This window comes from Microcoleus sp. FACHB-672, from assembly GCF_014695725.1.
Classification (GTDB): Bacteria; Cyanobacteriota; Cyanobacteriia; order Cyanobacteriales; family Oscillatoriaceae; genus FACHB-68.
In genome coordinates this window covers 188,817-211,816 of sequence record NZ_JACJOU010000012.1, presented here as the reverse complement: position 1 = coordinate 211,816, position 23,000 = coordinate 188,817, and the positions used below count along the sequence as shown (strand labels likewise).

Annotated in this window: 17 protein-coding genes and 1 pseudogene; 8 read left to right on the top strand and 10 right to left on the bottom strand. The window is 46.8% G+C overall.

The features are described from left to right. Nucleotides 1-3: 3 nt before the first annotated feature. Nucleotides 4-486 carry a DUF4385 domain-containing protein gene (locus H6F56_RS07485; RefSeq protein WP_190666374.1) on the bottom strand — a complete coding sequence of 161 codons (483 nt, stop codon included), beginning with the start codon at nt 484-486 and terminating at the stop codon, nt 4-6. Between the two features lie 81 nt (nt 487-567). Here H6F56_RS07485 and H6F56_RS07480 point away from each other — a divergent pair, with 81 nt between their 5' ends. After that, entirely contained in the window at nt 568-1,038 is a 471-nt protein-coding gene (locus H6F56_RS07480) for a VOC family protein (protein WP_190666372.1), read from the top strand. 28 nt (nt 1,039-1,066) lie between these two features. On the opposite strand, the gene H6F56_RS26210 is transcribed toward H6F56_RS07480, so the two are convergent. The 3 genes from H6F56_RS26210 to H6F56_RS07465 form a co-directional block, all read right to left on the bottom strand. Further along, nucleotides 1,067-3,277 carry a D-alanyl-D-alanine carboxypeptidase family protein gene (locus tag H6F56_RS26210; protein ID WP_242031903.1) on the bottom strand — a complete coding sequence of 737 codons (2,211 nt, stop codon included), beginning with the start codon at nt 3,275-3,277 and terminating at the stop codon, nt 1,067-1,069. A 217-nt stretch (nt 3,278-3,494) separates the two neighbouring features. After that, nucleotides 3,495-3,944: a hypothetical protein gene (locus tag H6F56_RS07470; protein ID WP_190666619.1), complete on the bottom strand. Its 450-nt coding sequence runs from the start codon at nt 3,942-3,944 to the stop codon at nt 3,495-3,497. Beyond that, nucleotides 3,925-4,350, bottom strand: a complete 426-nt coding sequence (locus H6F56_RS07465; protein ID WP_190666370.1) for a hypothetical protein — start codon at nt 4,348-4,350, stop codon at nt 3,925-3,927. Before H6F56_RS07465 ends, H6F56_RS07470 begins: the two co-directional genes overlap by 20 nt. Nucleotides 4,351-4,691: 341 nt before the next feature. On the opposite strand from H6F56_RS07465, the gene H6F56_RS07460 reads away from it, so the two are divergent. Then, entirely contained in the window at nt 4,692-5,999 is a 1,308-nt protein-coding gene (locus H6F56_RS07460) for an AAA-like domain-containing protein (protein WP_190666368.1), read from the top strand. Between the two features lie 28 nt (nt 6,000-6,027). Next, nucleotides 6,028-7,929, top strand: coding sequence for an AAA-like domain-containing protein (locus H6F56_RS07455; protein ID WP_190666366.1), 1,902 nt, complete (start codon nt 6,028-6,030; stop codon nt 7,927-7,929). 127 nt (nt 7,930-8,056) lie between these two features. Here H6F56_RS07455 and H6F56_RS07450 read toward each other — a convergent pair whose 3' ends face one another. Then, entirely contained in the window at nt 8,057-8,899 is an 843-nt protein-coding gene (locus H6F56_RS07450) for an SWIM zinc finger family protein (RefSeq protein WP_190666364.1), read from the bottom strand. 277 nt (nt 8,900-9,176) lie between these two features. Then, nucleotides 9,177-12,530 (bottom strand): DEAD/DEAH box helicase, encoded by a 3,354-nt coding sequence (locus H6F56_RS07445; protein ID WP_190666362.1) that lies wholly within the window; start codon nt 12,528-12,530, stop codon nt 9,177-9,179. Nucleotides 12,531-12,960: 430 nt separating this feature from the next. Here H6F56_RS07445 and H6F56_RS07440 point away from each other — a divergent pair, with 430 nt between their 5' ends. Both H6F56_RS07440 and H6F56_RS07435 read left to right on the top strand, forming a co-directional pair. After that, entirely contained in the window at nt 12,961-13,098 is a 138-nt protein-coding gene (locus tag H6F56_RS07440) for a hypothetical protein (RefSeq protein ID WP_190666360.1), read from the top strand. 96 nt (nt 13,099-13,194) lie between these two features. Then, entirely contained in the window at nt 13,195-15,351 is a 2,157-nt protein-coding gene (locus H6F56_RS07435) for a polyribonucleotide nucleotidyltransferase (protein ID WP_190666358.1), read from the top strand. Nucleotides 15,352-15,410: 59 nt separating this feature from the next. Here the strand turns inward: H6F56_RS07435 and H6F56_RS07430 are convergent, their stop codons facing one another. Further along, on the bottom strand, nt 15,411-15,974 hold the full coding sequence (locus H6F56_RS07430) for a hypothetical protein (RefSeq protein WP_190666356.1): 564 nt from the start codon (nt 15,972-15,974) through the stop codon (nt 15,411-15,413). Between the two features lie 246 nt (nt 15,975-16,220). Between H6F56_RS07430 and tpiA the strand changes: the two genes are divergently transcribed. Both tpiA and folP read left to right on the top strand, forming a co-directional pair. Further along, entirely contained in the window at nt 16,221-16,946 is a 726-nt protein-coding gene (gene tpiA, locus H6F56_RS07425) for a triose-phosphate isomerase (protein WP_190666354.1), read from the top strand. A 17-nt stretch (nt 16,947-16,963) separates the two neighbouring features. Further along, on the top strand, nt 16,964-17,824 hold the full coding sequence (folP, locus tag H6F56_RS07420) for a dihydropteroate synthase (RefSeq protein WP_190666352.1): 861 nt from the start codon (nt 16,964-16,966) through the stop codon (nt 17,822-17,824). A gap of 361 nt (nt 17,825-18,185) precedes the next feature. On the opposite strand, the gene H6F56_RS07415 is transcribed toward folP, so the two are convergent. From H6F56_RS07415 to H6F56_RS07405, 3 genes and pseudogenes are all read right to left on the bottom strand, one after another. After that, nucleotides 18,186-18,728 carry a general stress protein gene (locus H6F56_RS07415; RefSeq protein WP_190666350.1) on the bottom strand — a complete coding sequence of 181 codons (543 nt, stop codon included), beginning with the start codon at nt 18,726-18,728 and terminating at the stop codon, nt 18,186-18,188. 75 nt (nt 18,729-18,803) lie between these two features. Beyond that, nucleotides 18,804-21,518: pseudogene (locus H6F56_RS07410) on the bottom strand (cation-translocating P-type ATPase). Between the two features lie 260 nt (nt 21,519-21,778). Continuing rightward, nucleotides 21,779-22,180 (bottom strand): hypothetical protein, encoded by a 402-nt coding sequence (locus H6F56_RS07405; RefSeq protein ID WP_190666348.1) that lies wholly within the window; start codon nt 22,178-22,180, stop codon nt 21,779-21,781. A gap of 132 nt (nt 22,181-22,312) precedes the next feature. Between H6F56_RS07405 and rppA the strand changes: the two genes are divergently transcribed. Next, nucleotides 22,313-22,999 (top strand): two-component system response regulator RppA, encoded by a 687-nt coding sequence (gene rppA / locus H6F56_RS07400; protein ID WP_190666345.1) that lies wholly within the window; start codon nt 22,313-22,315, stop codon nt 22,997-22,999. Nucleotide 23,000 lies beyond the last annotated feature (1 nt).

Genomic DNA, 23,000 nt, shown 5'->3' with positions numbered 1-23,000 from the left:
TGCCTAATCTTTAGGCCACTTTGCTAAAAGCTGAAGGTATTTCTCGTTGGTTTTAGCCAGCGTCCATTTTTCTTTAAATATTGCCGCAGACTCTGCTTTTATCGGATCAACTTCATAGGGCAAAATATCTTTTCTTGCTTCCTTCTGGGCTTTCTGCGAACTTTCCTTTTGAGGATTTTTCTGATATTTTTTGCCACTTTTATGATTGGCATACCGGCGGGCGCGAGTGTAACCCATTTGTAAAAACTTCCGCGCCATATCCGCCCCGACAAAATCATCTTGTTCCAGATAATTCAGAAACATTTCATAAATTTTTTCGCTAGACTGCCGCGCAATCTCCGGAGTTTTAAATCGCCAGTGAGGAAGAATTTCAGATTTATAGGGTTCTACCAACAGCACCCCCTGTTCACCTTTGCCCACGCGGTAAAGTTCTGGAGATAAGCGAAAATCAATGGTTTTAAAATCTAAAGAATAGTCAAACGGCATGAGCAAATTTTATTTTTAACGATAAACTTTAAAGTAAACGTCTCAGGTTTATTATAAATCAAAAAAGGAGCCGGCTCTGCTATGGTATCTAGCCAAGCGTCCTCTACAACAGCCCTTACCTCTGGCGATTTGCGGCGTGTACACCATATCGCTTTGAATGTACAGGATATGCAAGCTTCCCGCCACTTCTATGGCAGTATTCTTGGTTTGCACGAACTCACCGGCAATGAGGTGCCGGCAACCCTACGAGAGTTAGTAGCAGCAGGAAAAGTTACCAATTTTGTTACCCCAGATGGCACGGTAATCGATTTATTTTGGGAGCCAGATTTATCCCCTCCCGATCAAGATCCCCATCGTGCTTTTACTCGCGCCAATCACCTCGCTTTTGATATCGATTCGCAGTTATTCGATACAGCCGTTGAAGTGCTTAAACAAAACCAAGTTTCAATCGATCATGGCCCCGTTACAAGACCCACCGGCAGAGGGATTTACTTTTATGATCCGGATGGATTTCTAATTGAAATTCGCTGCGATCCAGAAGCAATAATTTAAATCCCTCATTCATAAATTAGGGTTTTTTTTACTTCACCGCCACCCTTGCGGCTTTAAATATTTCTTGACTTTGTCGATCACCCACATATCTCCAGTGCCAAGGCTCATAGGTGACTCCCTGGCTGTTATTCCGGGGAAAAGAAAGTTCAAATCCATAAGTTTCAGCATTTGCCAGCATCCAGCGAAAAGCCGGCGTATTCTCTAAGTCTGGGCTGAAATTTAACTCAGGATGTGAGGCATCTCCAATATCAATTGCATAGCCGGTGTGATGTTCTGAATAACCGGGAGGCGCACTGACTTTCGCTCGTTCTTCTGGGGACTGCCCTCTAGCTGCTGCGGTGTCGTAAAATACAGAGCGCTGCTCTTGGATAGATCGAAACCCAGACAGGGGAATAAGTCTAATATTTTTTTTACCGGCAGCGGCAACCATTTCTTTAAACTTAGCCGCAGCATTTTGACGGAGTTTCTCGCCATTTCCTACATTAACCAACTCATTTTGTGGAGCTTCAGCGTAAGCCAAATGCCCGTATAAAACAGGTTTGGGTGCCGTTGATCTGATGGCTTTTGGTTCAAATTGCTGTGGGATTCTGCTACTAATTACCCACTCTATATATCCCCGTTGCGGTGGCACATATTGATAATTCACGCTCTCTCCCCAGTGCAAATGTGGCCCAGTTGTAGCGGCTCCACTGTTGCCAGTTCTTGCAAAGATTTCTCCAGCTTTATGAGTGCCGGCTTTACAAGAGGATAGATGGACAGCAGCAAAGCTTCTATCTGGAATACTCTGAGAATTGATGATAGCAGTCAATCCGCCTAAGTGTGTATTAAAGCATTGAACTTTGGCGGTTGCTCCCGGCAGCGCCATCGCATAAAGCGGTGTTCCGATAGGCGTTCCCACATCAACTCCATTGTGATATTTACTACAAACAGCGCAGGGTTGTGGTCTAATTCCAAAATGAGAAGCAATTGAGTAGGAACCAACGCGATCACCGTGTTTTGGGGAACGAGCTAATAAGCTTCCTGTATCAAATTTAACTGTCGTTTTATCCGCACCGGCACCCAAGTTCACGGCTTTAGCACTGGCAATTTCTACAACCTTTGGTTTCTCTGGGACGACGGGAACTTCTGGAGACGCTGTAGGATCAAAACTCAGCGTTAATGCTTCAGAAGCTGTAGGTTGGCTAGAAGCCGGCAACACCACATTTTGAACGCTATCTGACAGATTTTTATCTTCAACATTTGCCGAAGTTGAAACCAGCAACGACACGTCTATACTATCGGAATCTGGAATCGGAGTTGGTGCAGAACCCTGATCCAAAGCCGGTTGAAAACTTAGTACCATCGACTCTGATATTGGTTGCACTTGTGGTGTGGAAACCGGCTCATCTTGACGAGCGAGTTTGCTTGAAATTGGCTGATTCACGGTCTTAATTTTACTAGAAGCAATTTGAATATTTCCCAGATTTAGCTTTAAGGCATAGCTCACTTCCCCCACTCTACGCCCTTGATCGAGGGCGATGCACTGCCACCGCCAAGCCTCGGAGTAGGCGGTCAGTCCCGCCAATTGCCGCCGGTAGTGAGGTTCCCTGAGACAAATGCCGAAAAGTCCGGTGGCGTCGAGCTGTCCGACTTCATTGCGAAACGCTTCCACTCGCGCATCCAGCACCGCACGTTCCCCGCGCAGTCCTTTTTCCAGGGCTTTTTTGTACTTTGCCGCAAACTGCCTGCCGGCAAACTTTGACTGGTTCCAAATATCAGCGCCGTTAACCAGTGCTTCAATGTCAGTTTTTACGTCAATTCCTAAATCTTTTAACTTGCGCTCAACGGCGGCTGATTGGCTCTGTAGGGCTGCTAAACACCGGCGATCAGCTTCCGCAACGGTTAAGTTTAAAGCGCGGTTCCAGCTACAAAATCCGCGATTTGTGACATGATTTCCTGGATCGATATGTCCTAGATAAAGCGTGGTGGTTTTTCCTGCTGCTGTCAGGTTGCCCTCAGCGGCTCCGATGGCGATACTGCCGGCAGATTGACGGGTAGCAAATAGCTGAGCAGCGGATAATTTTTGCAGGATGTTTTGTGGCTTTTCTATTTCTTGAATGGGTGTCGGTGGGGGAGTTTGAATATCTGGTTCTTGAATGCTAAAATCCAGCACGATTGGCGAGCCTAATGCTGCTTGGCCGGCTCCCAATACCAGCACTAAGACTCGAATGAGAAAATTTGTAATGATGTATCGTTTCATTTTTGAGTGCTGATTTCTGAGGCGTCAAGGAAATTTCTTTTTTTAACCACAGATAAACGCAGATAAACGCAGATGGGTTAACGGTTTGTGTGATATGGAAGTTGGAAAAATACTTTTTTTTAACCCCATTTTTTTGACCCCAGTTGAATTAAGGAAGGCTAACTTCCCCCCATGCCCCATGCCCAATTCCCCATGCCCAATTCCTAATGCCCCTCTCTTACTGTGGCAACAACATTTGCTCGATAATTTTCTTAGAAGGTTCTACCATTGCCCATCGACCATCGGGTTGTTTGTTGAGCAAAGCAAACCGCAGATCCTTGCCGGTTGCGATGGGTTCACCGGCACTTCGGGGGCCAAATTTCGGTGATGAAAGTCCACACAAACGAAATAGGTAAACCGGCAGTTCTTCGCTGGAGAAAATTACGCAGGTTGGTTTGTGCGGCTGCACTTTGCCGTCAAAAGGTGCATAGATTGCATCCCCATTTAAGGCGAGGGAAATATCGCCGAGTCCGCCTAATATTTGATGGCCGGCAAGTTCATCCCCAGGTTGCAGTTCCCAAGATTGGTAAAGGGTTAGTTCTCTGGGGGGTTCTGCCGGCTGTTGTGTGCAGCCGGTGGCGACGAGCAACGCGACGGCTAGCAAGGCTCTACGAACGCTTGAAGCCATACCCAACATAGGTTTCTCCTTCATAGATAATCACGAGCGATGTTTGCGGATCGAATGCTAAAGGGTAAATATCGCGAGCTGTGGTAGACCCGGCGCGAATGTTTAAAGAAGGCAGCCGGCAGTAAGGTTCTTTGGCAATTTCTTGTACTTTGCGGCGCTGGGTGCGCTCTGGCACGCTCAAAAGTTTTGCTAATTGTTCTCGCGATAATGCCGCTTTTGGTTGCACAATTTCAGCGCAAGTTTGTGTTGGCCCTAATGAGCGTTCTCTGGGTAAATTCGCCGGGACTTTAGAAAATAAGGCGACACCGCTTAATAGCAAGGCGACAGCACCCAACACAGAACCACCGGCTACTAGATAGAGCTTCTCCCGTATCTCTCCATCCGAGGATGTTTTACTTTGTGTCATATTTAAAAAATTAGGTAATGGGAAAACCATCAATTCCCGAATTTTTACCAATAATTATTTTCTTCCCTGATTGGTTTGACTGTGAATCGAATCCATATATAAAGGTATAAAGGATAAAAAAGTAACTGTCATTACTGTTTTATGTTTCGATAAAAAAATATTTTTAGAATCAAGATTTAGGTATTTTTAGAGCATAAATGGAGCATTAATCGAAAAATGCTTCTCTAGATGGAGCGTGAGTGAAGCGTTAATCTTATTTTTTTCCTTGCACTGTGTTTTAAAATAGAAGAGGGAAGTGACAAGCGTGAGTTAAAGTTGTGTGGGGGTGGGTTTCTGCGCTTATGAGTAAAAAGCTGAGTCAAGAGGAAGGGTTGAGCCGACTAGAGGCAGAGCTGAAGGCAAACGAAGATTGGAAGAAGCTGATTAGTGACGGAGATTTTGCTCAATGGTGTGGACGCGCACGCAGCACGGCTCATCGGTGGCTGAAGAAATACGAAGAAGAAAAGTTTATTAAAATCACCACGCCTGATTGTGCCGGTCGGGACAGTAAAAAAGAAATTATTTGGGTCGGAAAACAAGAAAAACCTGTTATTTATCCCCTCATCGGAATCGTGCCAATTGGAGATCGACGTTATATAGAACGAGCAGCCGATAAAACGTGCCGGCAAGCCTTACAAGCGGATCGCAGCAAAAAGAGCGCCATGCCGTTTATTAGAATCAAAGCCTCCCAAGGAATGGGTAAGTCTTCTTTGCTGGTGCACCTGCGGCACTTATTAGAGAAACAACCGAATCATTTAGTCGGTTTTGTCGATTTGGGAGGCGTTGGTTTTGAACCCGAAGCGTTCACAAATTTAGATAAACTTTTACAGCGTTTCACCTATGCCATTGCTCAATCATTCAAAGGCACGCTGAGTAACTATGAGCTAGAGGATTTAAAAAAATCTTGGCGTTCCGATGTTGCTCCCGGTACAAATTGCACAGATTATTTACGAGATCGTATTTTCTCAAAAATTAAACAAAGCAAAACTTTAATTATTGACGGAATTGATGCAGTTTTGGGTTATGAGAAAACTCAAACACCTTTTTTAAACTTGTTGAGGACTTGGAATGAAACTGAAATGAAGGTCGTTAGTCAGGCGCAAATTGTTTGGCCAAGTATTGTGGTTGCTTATTCAACAGAAACTTATTTAGATCGAGAAATTCGCGGGTCTGTTATGCCGAATGTGGGAGATGCGGTTGAATTAGAAGAATTTAACTCGAATCAAATTTTAGAACTTGCCAATAAATATGGCTTAGAAACTTGGACAAATGTCGAAGTTAAAACTTTAAAAGCGTTAGTTGGTGGCCATCCAGCTTTAGTTAATTTGGGCCTTTATCAAATTAGTCAAAATAACCTGAGTTTAGAAGAATTGGAGCGCAAGGCTGTTCAGGCAAACGGGCCATTCGGTTCTTATTTACTAAATCATTTAGAATTGCTACAAAGAAATCAAAATTTACGTCAGTGTTTTAGCAATATTTTAAAGCAAGAAACCTGTAAAGATGAGTTTGCAAAGTTTCAGTTAGAGAAAGCCGGCTTAATTAGACAAGATGGGTTTTCCTGGGAGGTTAGGTTTGAGTTATACAAACGATATTTTCAGGAACATTTATAATAGTTTTAGAAGGATAATTGAGTGGCTTATGGAAGATAATGGCCAGGGTAGCTTCTATCAAGTACAGGGGGGTACACTCCCTCTAGAAGCGCCTACTTATGTAGGACGAGAGGCAGACGAAGAACTTTATAATTTTGCTCGTTCTACTCATATTTATGAGCGAGTCTGTTATGTGCTTGCGCCTCGTCAAATGGGCAAATCTAGCTTAATGGTAAAAACCGCACAGAAGCTAACTGAAGAAGGCGCAATCTGTGTTCAGCTAAATTTACACCGGCTTGGCAGCGTAGAGTCTGAGAAATTTCTTTGGTTTAACATTCTCCGGGAAATTTGCAAAGGTATTTCAATTCCCAATCTTAATTTATTGGAAAGGTTAGATTTTGTCTGGTATAAAAACCAAGATATTCAGCCTTCAGTAAGATTTGAAGAATTTTTAATTGAAGAAATTTTAAGCAAAATAGAAGATAAAAAACTGGTTATTTTTATCGATGAAATTCAAACTTTGATAAACTGGAATTTACAAGATTCTTTTATTGGAGAAATTAAAGCTTTATCAGATAAAAAAGATAAATCTCCTTTAACTCGCCTCACCTTTGTTCTACTTGGCGTCGCTAAACCCTCAGACTTTGTCACTAAAAATTATCCACTGAATGTCGGAATTCAGATCGAACTGAGCAATTTGACCGGCGACTGTGAACCCCTACGTCGGGGACTCGACCGAGTCACTAAAGACCCAAATGAAGCGGCAAAACTTCTAGATTTGATTCTTTACTGGACAGGAGGCCAACCTTTTCTCACTCAGGTCGTTTGCAATTTAGTGATCAGCAGTCCTAAGCTGCAAGAACATTCAAATTTAGAAGAGTATGTAGGAAAAATTGTCCAAACTAAAATCATTAAAAACTGGCGTAAGCAAGATAGAAATGTTCACTTTCAAGAAATCGAAAACTATTTTATTCGAGGTCAAACAAGTGGTAAACTTCTCAAGCTTAAAGCTTTAGCCCTTTATCATAAAATTTTAACCTCAAGCTCGATTCGTTTCAAGGGATTTTCTGAACAGTGGGAATTAATTATCTCAGGGTTAGTGACAAAAGAAGAGGGTTTCCTGAAAGTCACAAATCCGATTTACCAACAAGTCTTCAATCTGACTTGGGTTCGAGAGAAACAAGCATTTTTGCAGGAGGATATGATGGCCGAACCAATTGAAAGAATTTACAACCGTGACGTATTTGTTCTCATCGATCAAAGCGCTTCCATGAGTTTAAAAGATGTTGGCAGCAACAAAAGCCGCTGGCAGCAAATGGAAGAACTCGTAATGGGTCATGTTGGGCAAATTTTAACCAGACGTCCCAAAGACAACCCAGATTTAAAGGTCTGTGAAGAAGTTGCTATCACAACCTTTAACCGGCGCAGATTTCGAGGCCAGATCCGTCAAGTTTCCATCCCAGAACAAGTTCGTTCTCTGTTTTTGGAAAATAACCCAGATGCCAACACCCATATCGCGCCGGCATTGCGTAAGTGTTTAGAAAATTGGTTCGACGGACGCGAAAAAATAACGCTTCAGGATATTCAGGAAGGCAAATCAAAAGGCGCATTTTTTATCATCTACATTGATGGTGGATTTGACGATCTTCCAGAATTTAAAACCTTGCTCAAACAGACTTGTGCCAAAATAGATGATGAAAGAATTGTCAAATTTATCATTATTGGCTTAGGTCTAGGTAAAGATATTAACCTCAAAGAATTTGATGATTTGGAGGTTAATTTACAGGGAGATAAAGACCTCTACGATGAAGATTGTCGGGTTGTTGTCTTTGAGATCGAGGAGGATATGGACGATATCATAGAACTAATGCAGCGACACCTCCAAGACTCAAAAGATCGGGAAGAATATCGTGAAAACTTGCGCGAAGGTTCTCGACACAAAAACGGCTAGACTTTAATTCAAGAGGCGGGTTAGCGTACTTGATCAGATAAATTCATATAAACCATCTGTGTTTATCTGTGGTTAATTTAGAAACTTCTATTCTTGCCACAATACGCAAGATAAACCCGCCTTTACTTCAAGAATCATTTGTCATTGCCGATAAAATGGCTTGCTGGCTAACCTCAGCATAAACCGTTTTTAAATACTGCATGACAGCCGGCACAGTCGCATTCGCATTATTTGAGCGAGAATTTTCACTACCATCCGATGGTAAAGGAATGGGACCGAGTACATCTAAAATTGTTTCACTGCTGGGTGCCGGCGCGATTACAACCAGAGAAGATTCCAGTTGATCATTATATTGCCAAAACTGCTTTATTTCAGGCATAGCGCTAGAGGCAGGAAAAGGAGTCTTTTCCCCTTCTCCTCCATTCTCTCCCTCTCCCTTCCCTCGCAACAAGCGTAGCGCATCAATAATTTGCTCTTTGCTGCGTCCCCGCAGTTGAAACAAAACGAACGGATCTTCACTGAAGCGATCACCCAGAAGATAATAAATTGCCCCAATATGTTTGCAGGGATTTGCCTTATCCGGACAACTACACCGGCTGCGAATATCATCAAGCCGGTAAGGAAACAAATTTAAACCATTTTTAATAAAAACTTGTTCAATATTTTGTGGCATTTCTCCTGCCAGCATTTTAGCCGAAAATAGCGCTTTTTCAGAAAGTGTTTCAATCACATAACTCCACTCTTCATCCGTAAAAGCATCCATAGACAAAGAAACTTGATAAGGTTCAGGATCAGTCCCTTGAACCCTAGCTAATACCTTTGGCCCTTTGAATTCAATACTGAGAACATTACCCTCCCTTGCATAAACCCTCGCCCTTTCCAAGCGCTTCTTAAAACGGTAAGAATCTAGCAACTCCAACCACCGTTCCACCCACCACTCTCGACTAACCTGAATATTGCTTCCAGTCATTTCCTCTCCTTCCCTATAGAATATTTTTCTTATCCCGCTCAACTATTAAATTAAGCCCAAAAACTCATCTGCACTCATCTGCACTCATCTGTATTTATCTGTATATGCCTGCCGGCACGCTACGCTATCATCTGTGTGCATCTGTGGTTAAAAAACTTTTCCATCCCTCCTCACCCACAAATTACACTAAATTAGAATATCCATCTGCGTTTATCTGCGTTTATCTGCGGTTAAAAAACTCTTCCCTCCTTCCTCACCAAAAACTACCCCAAATTCTTCAATCCCCCTCCTCATCAATAACCGCAGTGCGATCAAGCAACAACAAATTACGCAACTGATCCGTATCCATTTGAGTCAACCACTGCTCACCTTCGCCCACAACTTGATCAGCCAGCGCCTTTTTACTTTCTATAATGTCATGAATCTTTTCCTCCAAAGTCCCATTGCAGACAAACTTATGCACCTGAACATTCCGCGTTTGACCAATCCGAAATACCCGATCAGTCGCCTGATTTTCCACCGCCGGATTCCACCAGCGATCATAGTGAAAAACATGATTTGCCCGCGTTAAATTCAGCCCAGTTCCTCCAGCCTTCAACGATAAAATCATAATTCTCGGCCCTTGCGGATCATGCTGGAATCGGTCGATCATTTCCTCCCGTTGCTGCTTGCCGGTGCTGCCGTACAAAAACAAAACTTCCCGCCCAAACTGTTTTTCCAAATGCGGCTTAAGCAACTTTCCCCACTCAGCAAACTGCGTAAAAATTAAAGCCCGATCACCCTCCGCTAAAACTTCCTCCAGCATTTCTTGCAAGCGTAGAAGCTTTCCAGATTGCTGCGTGCTAATTCCCGCCAAACCGGCATTAGTTGCCAACTTACCAGTTTTCCCACCCTCGCCTAAACTTTTACCCTTTGACTTCTCAGGTTTTCCAGTAAACAAAACCGGGTGATTGCAAACTTGCTTAAGCTTCACCAACAGCGCTAAAATCATGCCGTGTCGCTGAATTCCTTCCGCTGATTCTATCTGAGCCAAAGACTCATCAACCAGCTTTTGATAGAGAGAAGCCTGTTCCGCAGAAAGACCACAAAATACCGTCATTTCTTGCTTTTCAGGCAAATCTTGAATAATCGTGCGATCAGTTTTTAACCGGCGCAGAATAAACGGTTGTACAAGTGAGCGCAACGTTTGCAACGACGAGGTATCCCCATACTTCTCAATGGGAATCGCAAACCGGCGCTGAAAGAAATTCCGCTGCCCCAAATATCCGGGATTCAGAAAATCTAAAATTGACCACAATTCTTGCAGCCGGTTTTCCACCGGAGTGCCGGTTAGCGCAATCCGAAATTGAGTCTCTAATTGCCGCACTGCTTGCGACTGTTTCGCCTCAGAATTCTTAATATTTTGCGCCTCATCTAAAACCAACCCTTGCCAAGAAACACTTTGCAAATCTTTGGCATCACGATACACCAAGGGATAGCTTGTAATCACCAAATTATTGCCATTAACTGTACTGGCAAACGCCTTTCCTTTAGCGCGTTTATCTCCGTGATGCACCATCACTTTTAACGTCGGGCCAAATTTCTTGACTTCGCGCTCCCAATTACCTAAAACTGAGGTTGGGCAAACCAAAAGAACCGGCGATTCCAGTGCATCTTGCTCTTGCAGGTGAAGCAGAAAAGCAATCGTCTGAACGGTTTTTCCTAACCCCATATCATCCGCCAGACAAGCACCCAAGCCCCACTGTTCCAAAAATGCCAGCCAGCCGGCACCTAAAGATTGATAAGGGCGCAATTCACCTCGGAAACTTTCTGGCGTAGCGATCGCCTCTGGTGCGCGATTGGTTGTCAGGTTCGCAAATAACTCCTCAAGCTTGCCACCGGCTTCAAAACTCACCACCGGCAGCTTTTCAATCATCTGCGAGTCACCCGTCCCCAGCCGCAGCGCATCCTCCAAAGACAGTTCCATCTGATCTTTACGACTGGTAAAGAAATTTTGCGCTGCCTTCACATCCTGCGGGCGCAACTCCACCCACTCGCCATTAATTTCCACCAAGGGAGAATTCAACTTCACCAAGCGCTCAAACTCTGCCTTAGACAGATTTTGCCCGCCAATGGTTAATTCCCACTTGAAACTCAGCAGACTCTGCAATCCCAAGCGCTCATTTTTCTTAATTTTCGGCGTTTCCGCTCGAATGCTTAACCCAAGCCGGCTCGCCCATCCTTCTCGGTTTGATAAACTTGCCGGTAAAATTACTCCCAAACCGCTATCTTCAAACCGCCAAGCACCACTCTTAAGAAACTCATACGCCTGTAGCGGTGTCAGCCGGCAAAACTGGGGAGACGCCTCCTCCAAACTCGGTTCAATCGCAGCATTAAGCCGGCAAGCCACACCCAAACCCCTCAGCAGCGTTTCTTGCGGCTGTTCAACCATGCGCCCTTGATAAACAAAGCGTTCAACCGGATGACTCCAAACTGTCTTAGCATCCACTACAAAAGTTGGATCATCAGCAGCTTGCAAACCATACGCCAGTATCCACTCTTTCTCACCGGCAGCCGGTGGGTGAAGTGAAAAGCACGTGCGAAATAACTGCTGTCCCGCCAAATGATGCTGCACCGGCACCATCCAAGCCTTGAGTGTAGCCTCCAAACGTTCCGTCGCCATTGCCGGTGCTTTCACCTCAGCCGACTGCGAACCCAACGCTTGCAACCACTCCCGAAGCGGCGTTACGAATGCCGGCACACTTTGATTTTTCGCCACCTGTCGCACTTGGGCATCAATGGTACTTTGCAAAAATCCCCACAGCAATTCTTGAGGAGTGGTTGGTAAATTCACTGCTATTGGGAATTGGGAATTGGGCATTGGGGATTGGGAATTGGCTGTCGTTTCTCTTTCTAATCCCCCATTCCCCATGCCCCATGCCCCATGCCCATTGCCCCATTCCCCATTCCCCTGATATGTCCGACAAGCTGCCGGCATTTGTTTCAAAAAGCGTTCCAGACGCCCTTGATCGGCGGCGCTGTCTAGTAGCGGTTGCCAGGTGCCGGCTGCAGAATTATCTGTATTGTGTTGAAGTGCCGGTAAAAATTTACACCTTGCCCGTAAATCTAAACTCCATCTTGCCAAATGTGACCAAAATCGCAAATCTGCCCCTAAAAAAGAATCTTCCTCACTCACATTTCCCAGCGGTAATGCTTGCAAAAATTGCATTGCCTCTACAGCGTCTAGACAAAGTCCTTCAACTTGCCAAGGGTAAAGATAAACCGGCATTTCCTCACTTTCTGCCGGCGTTGCTGCGGAATGCTGAGGCGTTACTTCACCCGTTTCCGAGATCCGCGTTGGAACAGAAAACACTAAAGACTCCCACCGGCTGCTTTTCCCCTTTTCCCCCAATCCCTTAATCAAAGACTCCCACCGGCTGCTTTTCCCCTTTTCCCCCAATCCCTTAATCGCGGTTAATTTTAACGATTTTATAAATTCTGTCAGTTCAGCCGGTGTCATTGCCAAAGGATGAGGTAACACCCCTGCAACTTCTGGGGATTCAGACAGCGTCATTCTGCGCCAGACTTCTCCCCAAATAAATAAACAACCCCCCTGAGGCTGAATTAACCAACTGCCATGTAAAATTGCCATTCGATCTAGAAATCCTTACAGTTCGTCTAACACTGACACTGAAAATGCCACTTGCTTTGAGATTCTGCGATTAGCACCTCAAAGATTTGCCCATCCGATCAACTTTCTAAAAATTGAAAATATGATAATTCTTGATTAATTTTATTAAGAAAATATATTACAGTAATCTTATCAAAATTCAGTATTAATGGTATCAAATCGAACCCTATACGGTCAAAAATTATCCGGGAGACATCCTTAATAACAAATTTTAAGAGGGTCGGTAGAGTCGAGCGATGATTGATGGGTAAATTTAAGCTAAAGCTCTATCTCAGACAGAATATGCCGACTGGGGGATAGGTCATCACAAGCTATTAACAAGAACTGTACATACCGGCAACAATCCAAGAGAAGCCAAGGGAATATCTGAAACCAAACATCACACAAGCCTGTGGCAACATCTACAGCGCTGGCTTTATTGTACAACCCAACCGGCACCCCAAAGAGAGCGCGGGTTCCACGAGTGGGGGAACAGATGCAGTTGTGCAAGTCCCAGACAAAGGAAGATTCCCTATCCAAAACCAGATAAGCGGGCTGATTTATACACTTATTAACCTTACGGCAGCACCCGTATATTCAGTGCTACGATTGCCACAGAAAGGAATAGAGAAGGAAAAAGTGTTGCATGAAAGAATTCGACAAGTCGATATCCTTTGATGGACGGGATATTCGGCTGAAGGTTGGCCTACTTGCGCCTCAGGCCGGTGGTTCAGTGTTAATTCAGTCAGGAGACACCGCCGTTTTAGTGACGGCAACCCGCTCAACAGGAAGAGAGGGCATCGATTTTCTGCCCCTGTTAGTAGACTACGAAGAAAGACTCTACGCTGCCGGTCGGATTCCTGGTGGGTTCTTGCGGCGGGAAGGGCGTCCCCCCGAAAAAGTGACACTCACCAGCCGTCTAATTGACCGGCCTCTGCGTCCCCTATTCCCAGGTTGGCTGCGCGATGACATTCAGATCGTCGCAACAACGCTGTCGATGGACGCATTAGTGCCGCCGGATGTGCTCGCCGTGACGGGAGCTTCTGTGGCCGTGCTATTAGCTCAAATTCCGTTTAATGGGCCAATGGCAGCAGTGCGGGTTGGGTTAGTTGGAGATGATTTCGTTATCAACCCAACATACCATGAGATTGAAAACGGCGACTTAGATTTAGTGGTCGCCGGCTCCCCAGATGGGGTGATTATGGTGGAAGCCGGTGCGAACCAACTGCCAGAACAGGACATCATTGAAGCCATCGATTTTGGCTACGAAGCCGCCTGTGACCTAATTAAAGCTCAACGAGAGCTGATGGAAGCACTCGGAATTGAGCTGGTTCGCGAAGAACAGCCGCCAGTCGATCCGACGCTGCAAAACTTTATTCATGATCGCGTCAGCGCAGACATCAAAGCCATTTTGTCTCAGTTTGACCTCGATAAAAATGCCCGTGATGCAGCCTTGGATGAAATTAAAGCAACCAAAGTTGTAACGGCGATTGAAGAACTGTCGGAAGATGACCCGTTGCGAGTGGCAGCCACCGCAAACAGCAAAGCCATCAGCACTGTTTTCAAAGATGTCACCAAGCAGCTGATGCGCCGGCAGATCATTGAAGATGGGGTGCGGGTTGACGGTCGCAAACTCGACCAAGTTCGTCCGGTTTCCTGTCAAGTTGGGCTATTGCCGCGACGCGTTCACGGCACCGGCTTATTTAACCGAGGACTCACCCAAGTTATGTCAGTCGTGACGCTGGGAACCCCTGGTGATGCCCAAGATTTAGCAGACGATTTGCACCCAGAAGACGAGAAGCGTTACCTGCACCATTACAACTTCCCTCCCTTCTCTGTGGGTGAAACCAAGCCGATGAGAGCACCCGGACGTCGTGAAATCGGTCACGGTGCCCTAGCCGCACGAGCAATTACGCCGATTCTGCCGCCGAAGGAAGAATTTCCCTATGTGATTCGGGTGGTGTCGGAAATTCTCTCTTCTAATGGTTCCACCTCAATGGGTTCAGTCTGCGGCTCAACCTTAGCGTTGATGGATGCCGGTGTGCCCCTGATCAAGCCGGTGAGTGGCGCGGCAATGGGACTGATCAAGGAAGGAGACGAGGTTCGCATCCTCACAGATATTCAGGGCATCGAAGACTTTTTGGGCGACATGGACTTCAAGGTAGCCGGCACCGATACCGGCATTACGGCATTACAGATGGATATGAAAATATCTGGGTTGCCGATGCAGGTGATCGCCGACGCCATCCACCAAGCCAAGCCGGCGCGGATGCATATCCTAGAAAAAATGCTCAGCACCATTGACAAACCTCGTGAAGAACTGTCACCCTTCGCACCACGCCTGCTGACCATTAAGATTGACCCAGACTTGATCGGCATGATCATTGGGCCAGGTGGTAAGACGATTAAGGGTATTACCGAGGAAACGGGTGCCAAGATTGACATCGAGGACGATGGCACCGTCACAATTTCTGCGATAGAAGGCGAAAAAGCTCAGCGAGCACGCACCATTATCCAGAATATGACGCGCAAGCTGAGTGCCGGCGATGTTTATGTTGGTCATGTCACTCGCATTATCCCCATCGGGGCATTTGTGGAGTTTCTGCCCGGTAAAGAAGGGATGATCCACATTTCCCAGATCGCTGACTATCGCGTTGGCAAGGTGGAAGATGAGCTTTCTGTCGGCGATGAGGTGATTATCAAAGTGCGAGAAATTGACCAGAAGGGTCGCATTAATCTCACACGCTTGGGGATTCACCCAGATGAGGCGGCGGCAGCACGGGCGGCGGCAGCGAATCCGTAAAACGTCGCTCCTGTTCGGTCGTTTGTAAATAAAACGTACGCCCTGAGCTGTTTGTAAGCTCAGGGTTGGGTTGCCGGCATGGTAGGATTTCCCTGGTTATTTTCTGATCTGAAAATGTTGTCTGAAAACCCAGGAATTAACTTCTGGCCGGCAAAAACTAGCAGCGCCACGAATAACACTGCGGTGAGTATGCCAATTGCAATTTTCTGCCAGCGTTGGGGTTCTAAAAGCACTTGTTGCGATTGGTTAGCTTCCGTCGCGGGTGCCGGCACCGGCACCTTTTGATCTTGGGCTTGAGAAACCATTAACATCGAATAGGTGCCAACCTCCAGCCCAACTTCGTGACTCCAAGCCAACTCTTCCTGACCGGCTTGTCGTCCGCGAACTTTCACCCGATTAATCTCATCAAACTCTAAATCTGTCAGCTCGTTGCGAATCAATTGCACAACCGCATAGCGATCCGGTACAAACTCAACGGATTCCAGCAAAACGATCAAACATTCTTCACCCTGTAGGGAAGTTTGAGCCGTCATGCCTAGAGGTTGCAGTTGGCGGTTGAGCAGGGCCTCTATTGCATTAAGATCGCCCTGCTGTGCGAGTTCCCGAAGATCCGGCGGTGTCATAACAAGCGGCGGGGATGAGCTGTAAACAAAACCTAACTTTGAGAATACCGCACTCGGAGCCTAGCGCCAGCATTTTCCCCAACTTCTCACCGGCTGATTTTTTCCCCTCACAAACTAGAAAATCTGTCCTGCCGGCCCACCAGTGGCGCTAAAACCAAAAATCTCAAATCTAAAATTGATACGCCCCCAAAAAGCCTTAGACTGGAGGGTGCTATTTATACCGTTCTTAACTAAACTGAATCACCTGTGAGGAAAATCGTTCTTGCCGGCAACTGGAAAATGTACAAAACCCAGGCAGAAGCCCTGGAGTTTTTGCAGGGATTTGTGAACCACCTGGATGAAACCCCAGAAGAAAGAGAAATTATCCTCTGCGTTCCCTTCACAACCTTGGGAAATCTCTCGAAGAATATGCACGGGAGTCGCCTGCGGCTAGGAGCACAGAACGTCCATTGGGAAGACGCCGGTGCTTACACAGGTGAAATTTCTGGCCCAATGCTTACAGAACTTGGCGTGCGTTACGTGATCGTTGGCCACAGCGAACGCCGGCAGTTCTTTGGCGAAACCGATGAAACGGTGAACCGACGTCTGAAAGCCGCCCAGAAACATGGACTCACCCCAATTTTGTGCGTCGGTGAAACCAAGCAACAGCGGGACGGGTGGGAAACAGAAACCCATATTATTGGCCAGCTGGAAAAAGACCTCGTAGATGTCGATCAGAATAACCTGATCATCGCCTACGAACCGATCTGGGCAATTGGCACTGGCGACACTTGCGAAGCCAAAGAAGCCAACCGAGTTATTGGGTTAATTCGGCAGCAGCTCAGCAATGCCGATGTACCGATTCAATATGGCGGATCTGTCAAGCCAGACAATATTGATGAAATCATGGCGCAGCCAGAAATTGATGGCGTTTTGGTGGGAGGCGCGAGTCTCGAACCGGCAGGCTTTGCCCGAATTGTGAATTACAAATAGCAAAAAGGGCGTAGGCAATGCCGGCACCTTTAACCATTCGGGGACGCACCTTTAATTGGGGAAGTCGCACTTATTTGATGGGTGTTTTGAACGTTACGCCCGATAGCTTTAGCGATGGCGGATCGTTCAACACCCTGGCTGCTGCCGTGGCGCAGGCTCAAGAACTGGCAGATGCCGGCGCAGACATCATTGATGTGGGGGGGCAATCAACTCGTCCCGGTGCGCTTGAGGTGTCTGTTGAGGAAGAAATTGAGCGCGTGGTGCCGGTGGTGCGAGAACTGCGGAAAGCAGCCGGCTCAACAGCTTTGAACGAGGTGCCCATTTCTGTTGATACCGCCCGATCACAGGTGGCACAGGCAGCCGTTGCAGCCGGCGCAGATATCATCAACGACATCTCCGGTGGCACCTTTGACCCCCAAATGCTGCCGGTTGTGGCGCAACTCGGGGTGCCGGTGATGTTGATGCACATCCGGGGCAATCCCCAAACCATGCAAAAGCTAACAAATTATCAAGATTTGATTGGGGAAATCTCTGAATTTCTTACCCAGCGAATTGATGCTGCGATTGCCGCAGGAATTAAGCGCTCTCGAATTATCATTGATCCCGGCATTGGATTTGCCAAAAATTACGCGCAAAATCTAGAAATTCTCAGACAACTGCCGGTGTTCCAATCGCTCGGCTGCCCCCTTTTAGTTGGCCCTTCACGTAAAAGCTTTATCGGTCATATTTTAGACCAACCAGAACCCAAAGCGCGTGTCTGGGGAACCGCTGCCGCCTGTTGTGCCGCAGTTGCCGGTGCTGCCGATATCCTTCGGGTTCATGATGTTCGAGAAATGCGAGATGTCTGCCGCGTTGCTGATGCTATTTATCGAAAATAAAAAAGCGCTTATAGCAATTCTCTCGTGTGTTCAATCTAAAATTTCAAATCCTAAGAACTCATTCAGAATTGCCCTTAGGGGTATTGACGCTCAACAGATAACCCCATTTGCAGGGGTTTAGGGGGCTTCCCCTAGGTCTTTCTGACTTTTCTCCATTTTTCATGCCATTGAGAATTGCTATTAAAGTATCTTAAATTTATTTAACGTGAGTTCGGGTTAAACAGAGGCGGGCAAAGAGGCATCGGGTATGAGGGATGGTTTATTTGGCTGGTGGCAATAGGCAATCAAGCCGCAGACCAAATTGACTAGACAGTTATATCTGTTCCATCCCTCCTTATCCCGAACTGACGTTACTTTAGATTCAAGATATGTCATAGACACGCCACCTCTGAATCCCCCAATATTTAAGGACAGGTTCAGCAATCAGGATCTCGTTTTCTACTGCCTCCATGATGATCAAATAATCTCCTTGGTTAAATCTGTCGTTGTAGTTTTTCGCCTGTTCTTCTGGCACCAGCCATCCTCGAACTGCACCATATAGACCACCAGCAGTTGCGGCAATTCCACTGCCAAAAAAAGTTGTTAAAAGGCTTTCTACCGCTAATGCCTGACCAATACCAGGAATTATCAGGCTGCCGAGTCCAAAAATTAGGGCGAGTGAACCGACTCCCATGCTTCCTGTAATTGCGCCTGTTTTTGCACCCTCTGCTCTTGTTATTGAAGGCTGCCGCACACTTTGTCTATTTAAATGCCTATCTAAACTATCGTCATCACGAGAAAACTTGGTAATCACTGAGAGCTTGTGCATGGGAAAGCCCTTGTTTTTTAGCTCAGCTATTGCTTGTTCTGCGTCTTGATGATTGGAGAAGATGCCGATCGCCTGTTTAAGATTATGAAGAGTCATGAGAAAAGATGAATAGTTAACGCTACAAACTTTGCGGAGTAAGCACGCTCAGAAGAGCGGCTTTATTGAAGACATTTATGTCAGCGGAGCAATCCGCTTCAGCAACGCAGCTAAAGCAATCATAGGTATCCCAATACCGACACAGATAAAGCCTTGAGTTAGAGTCAATGCTTCAGTTGTGAATAGCTGGTTCATGATGCTCCACTGGCTAAACAGGAACTGAAACAGTAGAACACTTGCAATGCCGATCGCCACTGCGTAACCGAATGGCTCATTTTTACCACGTAGCTTCGCAGCGATCGCCGGAACAAATCGGCTAATGCTTAACAGGTAAAAGGCTTCTGCTGCAACCAATGCCTGGATTGCCATTGTTCGTGCTAGAGCTTCGTTTCCAGTCGTTTGTATAATCCATTCAAAGGTGCCAAAGATCACAATCCAGTTAAACAGTGAGACAGTTAAAATTCGTGTGATCAGCCTGCGCGACAACAGAGGTTCATTCACAGGACGAGGCGGCTGTTGCATTGTATCTGGCGAAGGTGGCTCAAATGCCAACGGTAGACTCAAGGCCACGGAACTGACCATATTTAGCCAGAGAATTTGTATTGGTAAAATAGGCAGTGGCGTTGCCAGCATTACGGCAATCAAGATGGTCATGGATTCGCCACCGTTCACCGGCAGGATGAAGGCGATTGCCCGCAATAGATTCTTATAAACGGTGCGTCCTTCCTCGATAGCTTCCTCGATCGAGGCAAAGTTGTCGTCTGTTAGAATCATATCTGCCGCTTCTTTCGTGACTTCAGTGCCCGTGATGCCCATTGCTACCCCGATGTCAGCTTGCTTCAGGGCAGGCGCATCGTTGACTCCATCTCCGGTCATTGCCACAATTTCACCTTTGGCTTGGAGCGCTTCCACAATCCGCAGTTTTTGTTCGGGTGCAACTCGTGCAAATACATTGCTTTGTGCAACGGCGTTGGCTAATCCTTGCTCATCCAGTCGCGCAAGTTCTTGACCTGTGACAACAGGTGCATTCTGAGTTGAATTTAGACCCATCTGTTGAGCGATCGCGGCTGCTGTTTTGGCATGGTCGCCTGTGATCATCTTGACCTGAATCCCCGCAGATTTACAGGATTCAATGGCTTGAATCGCTTCGGGACGGGGCGGATCGATCATGCCTTCCAGCCCCAGAAATACTAAACCTTGCTCCAGATCAGAATGCTCGATCAAGCTTTGAGAGCCAGGGACAGCTTTCCTGGCAAGTGCCAGAACCCGCAGCCCTTTTTTTGCCATGTTCTCTACAGTTTGCTCAATTTGCGTTGGGTTGAGGGCAATCGCCTTTCCATCTTCATCCAGCATTTGACGACATCGCTTGAGGATGGCTTCAGCCGAACCTTTGACATAAATCAACGGTTCTGGGCGGCTACGATGTAGTGTTGCCATGTATTGAAATTGAGATTCAAACGGTAGGATGTCGAGTCGAGGAAGCGCCTGCTCCAGCTTATCTGTACTGAGTCCAGCTTTGTGGGCGGCAGCAACCAGTGCTCCTTCTGTGGGGCTACCGATCACCATCCAGTTTCCGTCCTGCACTTCTAGATGAGAGTCATTGCACAACAGTCCGGCTTGGAGGCATTCATATAAAGCTGGTGTCTTTGCCAGATCAATTGCATGTCCATTCAGGGAGATTTCTCCATCGGGTGCATACCCTCCACCGCTCACCCGATACCGCCTTCCACCTGCGTCAATTTCCTGAACCGTCATTTGATTCTGGGTCAGGGTTCCGGTTTTGTCGGAACAAATTACAGTAGTGCTGCCTAGTGTCTCGATCGCCGGTAATTTGCGGATGATGGCATGATGTTTTGCCATTTGAGATACCCCGATGGCCAATGTCACTGTGAGGATGGCAGGTAACCCTTCAGGAATCGCACTGACTGCCAGTGCAACCGCTGCTTTGAACACCTCAATTAAGGAAAACCCTTGAGCCACGCCAACGACAAAGGTGAAGGTCGCCAAGCCCAATACAACGTACAGCAAGGTTTTGCTGAATTTGTCAATTTTACGAGTCAGGGGAGTTTCTATGGCTGTACTCTATTGCATCAGTTGGGAGAGGTGTCCGGTTTCGGTCATCTCACCAATGCCTACAACAACTCCAAGCCCCTGCCCAAAGGTGATGAGGCTGCCGGTGTACGCCATATTGGTGCGCTCTGCTAGCGGAGTATCTGCTTCTAGGGGCTGAAGGGTTTTTTCGACTGGAACCGATTCTCCTGTGAGGGCTGATTCGTCTACCTGTAAGTCACGAATTTCAAGCAGCCGCAGATCGGCAGGTACTTTATCGCCAGAAGAGAGTAGGACGAGATCGCCGGGAACTAGTTCGCGGGATGAAACCACTTGCTTTTGACCGTTGCGGCGAATGGTTGCATCAGTCGTGACAGCTTCCGATAAAGCAGCAATCGCATCCTCTGCCTTTGCCTCTTGGACAAAGCCAATGATGGCATTAAGCAGCGCCACCCCAAAAATCACGCCCGAATCGATCCACTCTTGCAGAAACGCCGTCACCAGTCCCGCAACCAGCAAAATATAGAGCAGCGGTTGATTGAATTGCTGAAGAAATCGCAACCAGGCACTCTGTTTTTTCTGAGCGGTTAACTGATTAGGACCAAAGCGATCATGTCGTTCTGCTGCTTCTGTAAAAGACAATCCCCTTTCAGGATCAGTTTTGAGCGAACGGACAACCTGCTCCTGAGAAAGGTGATGCCATTGATGTTCCGTTGATTTGACGCTATCTAGTACTACCATCCCATTTCCTCCTGGCCCCATACAATCTGGAGCGGCAAGGCTACCGTAAGCCAGCGTTGCCTGCTTCACTACTTCTCTAGCGTCCTTCAAGAAAGTGAGTTAAAAGTGAGCGCCAAATTTCTACTGCTCATTTTTGGATCACATTTGTGATTTAGGACTAAGAAGAAACGGAGGTAGCTTATGGATTTGCAAGCTCTATTTCACAGGGTTTATGTGATTGCAATGGCGATTGGCGCATTTTGTCTATTGACACAGCAAGCTCATTCAACAATTTCATAACGAACGAGTTGCCGCACATCTTGACGAGATAACTGAAGTTCTTGCGCGATCGCCGCCTCGATTTGATTGGTGTCGGTCATCGGCAATTCCAGTTCCAACCGCTTCAAGATAGGTTCCGTTGTTTTTACCTCAACCTGCGTAACTCCCTGCTGCCGATTGATGATTGCATTGATCAGCAGGATGTTGATGGATACAGTCGCTTTAAGCTGAGTGTCTGCCTGAAGTTTCGTTTCGGTTGGTTGGGGTTGCCGCAGCTCTTGAGCCATCAGAATATTGGTGCCAAACCAAAAGGCAATCGCCACAAACGGCAGTGGCAACCAGAACTCTGCCCCTGATGCTCGCAGCCATTGTTTTGTCGTACGCCACCCACTACTGTTTCTCATCAGCTTGTATGTTTCGTTATCTGCACTCTAGTACAGCCTGGTCTGCCTGAAAATCTGGCTCAAAGGAGATGTTTACATTACACTAAATGCCTATTTTCAATCTGGCAAGCCGCAAGGGGGAGCAGCAAAGGAATGAGAGTTTTGCTGGTGGAAGATGACCCAAAACAACTAATGCCGCTGCAAATGGCACTGTCCCAGGCAGGGCACAGCGTCGATGGGGTAAAAGATGGAGAGACCGCTCAGTGGCTTCTATCAGAAAAAGAATATGATCTGCTGGTTCTAGACTGGATGTTACCGCGTGTCAGTGGTGTAACCCTCTGCCGGCAATATCGAGCAGCGGGAAAAACGGCTCCAGTCTTGATGATCACGGCAAGAGACACCACGCCTGAAAAAGTAACTGGATTAGATGCCGGTGCAGATGACTACCTGGTGAAACCGATCGACCTGGTGGAGTTCATGGCACGAGTCCGGGCATTAAGACGGCGATCACCCCTCTGGCAGGGAGATACACTGAGTCTTGAGGATTTCCACCTCCACCTCGATACCCTGACTGTCGAGCGGCAAGGTGCAACTGTTTCTCTATCCAGTCGTGAGTTCCAACTGTTGGAGTACTTCATGCGCCATCCCCGGCAAGTGTTAACCCGCAACCAGATTGAGCAGGCAGTGTGGGAATGGGGAACCGAACCCGAAAGCAATGCAATGACTGTCCTAGTTCGCAAACTGCGTCAACGCTTGCAGACTGTAGGAGCGGCTGATTGGGTGGAGAGCATCTATGGCATGGGCTATCGCCTGACGCCCCCTGAAAAGCATAAATCTTGAA

Excerpts from the sequence above, each read along its gene's own strand:
- H6F56_RS07485 (WP_190666374.1), bottom strand. The coding sequence starts at position 486 with ATGCCGTTTGACTATTCTTTAGATTTTAAAACCATTGATTTTCGCTTA.
- H6F56_RS07480 (WP_190666372.1), top strand. The coding sequence starts at position 568 with ATGGTATCTAGCCAAGCGTCCTCTACAACAGCCCTTACCTCTGGCGAT.
- H6F56_RS26210 (WP_242031903.1), bottom strand. The coding sequence starts at position 3,277 with ATGAAACGATACATCATTACAAATTTTCTCATTCGAGTCTTAGTGCTG.
- H6F56_RS07470 (WP_190666619.1), bottom strand. The coding sequence starts at position 3,944 with ATGGCTTCAAGCGTTCGTAGAGCCTTGCTAGCCGTCGCGTTGCTCGTC.
- H6F56_RS07465 (WP_190666370.1), bottom strand. The coding sequence starts at position 4,350 with ATGACACAAAGTAAAACATCCTCGGATGGAGAGATACGGGAGAAGCTC.
- H6F56_RS07460 (WP_190666368.1), top strand. The coding sequence starts at position 4,692 with ATGAGTAAAAAGCTGAGTCAAGAGGAAGGGTTGAGCCGACTAGAGGCA.
- H6F56_RS07455 (WP_190666366.1), top strand. The coding sequence starts at position 6,028 with ATGGAAGATAATGGCCAGGGTAGCTTCTATCAAGTACAGGGGGGTACA.
- H6F56_RS07450 (WP_190666364.1), bottom strand. The coding sequence starts at position 8,899 with ATGACTGGAAGCAATATTCAGGTTAGTCGAGAGTGGTGGGTGGAACGG.
- H6F56_RS07445 (WP_190666362.1), bottom strand. The coding sequence starts at position 12,530 with ATGGCAATTTTACATGGCAGTTGGTTAATTCAGCCTCAGGGGGGTTGT.
- H6F56_RS07435 (WP_190666358.1), top strand. The coding sequence starts at position 13,195 with ATGAAAGAATTCGACAAGTCGATATCCTTTGATGGACGGGATATTCGG.
- H6F56_RS07430 (WP_190666356.1), bottom strand. The coding sequence starts at position 15,974 with ATGACACCGCCGGATCTTCGGGAACTCGCACAGCAGGGCGATCTTAAT.
- folP (WP_190666352.1), top strand. The coding sequence starts at position 16,964 with ATGCCGGCACCTTTAACCATTCGGGGACGCACCTTTAATTGGGGAAGT.
- H6F56_RS07415 (WP_190666350.1), bottom strand. The coding sequence starts at position 18,728 with ATGACTCTTCATAATCTTAAACAGGCGATCGGCATCTTCTCCAATCAT.
- H6F56_RS07405 (WP_190666348.1), bottom strand. The coding sequence starts at position 22,180 with ATGAGAAACAGTAGTGGGTGGCGTACGACAAAACAATGGCTGCGAGCA.
- rppA (WP_190666345.1), top strand. The coding sequence starts at position 22,313 with ATGAGAGTTTTGCTGGTGGAAGATGACCCAAAACAACTAATGCCGCTG.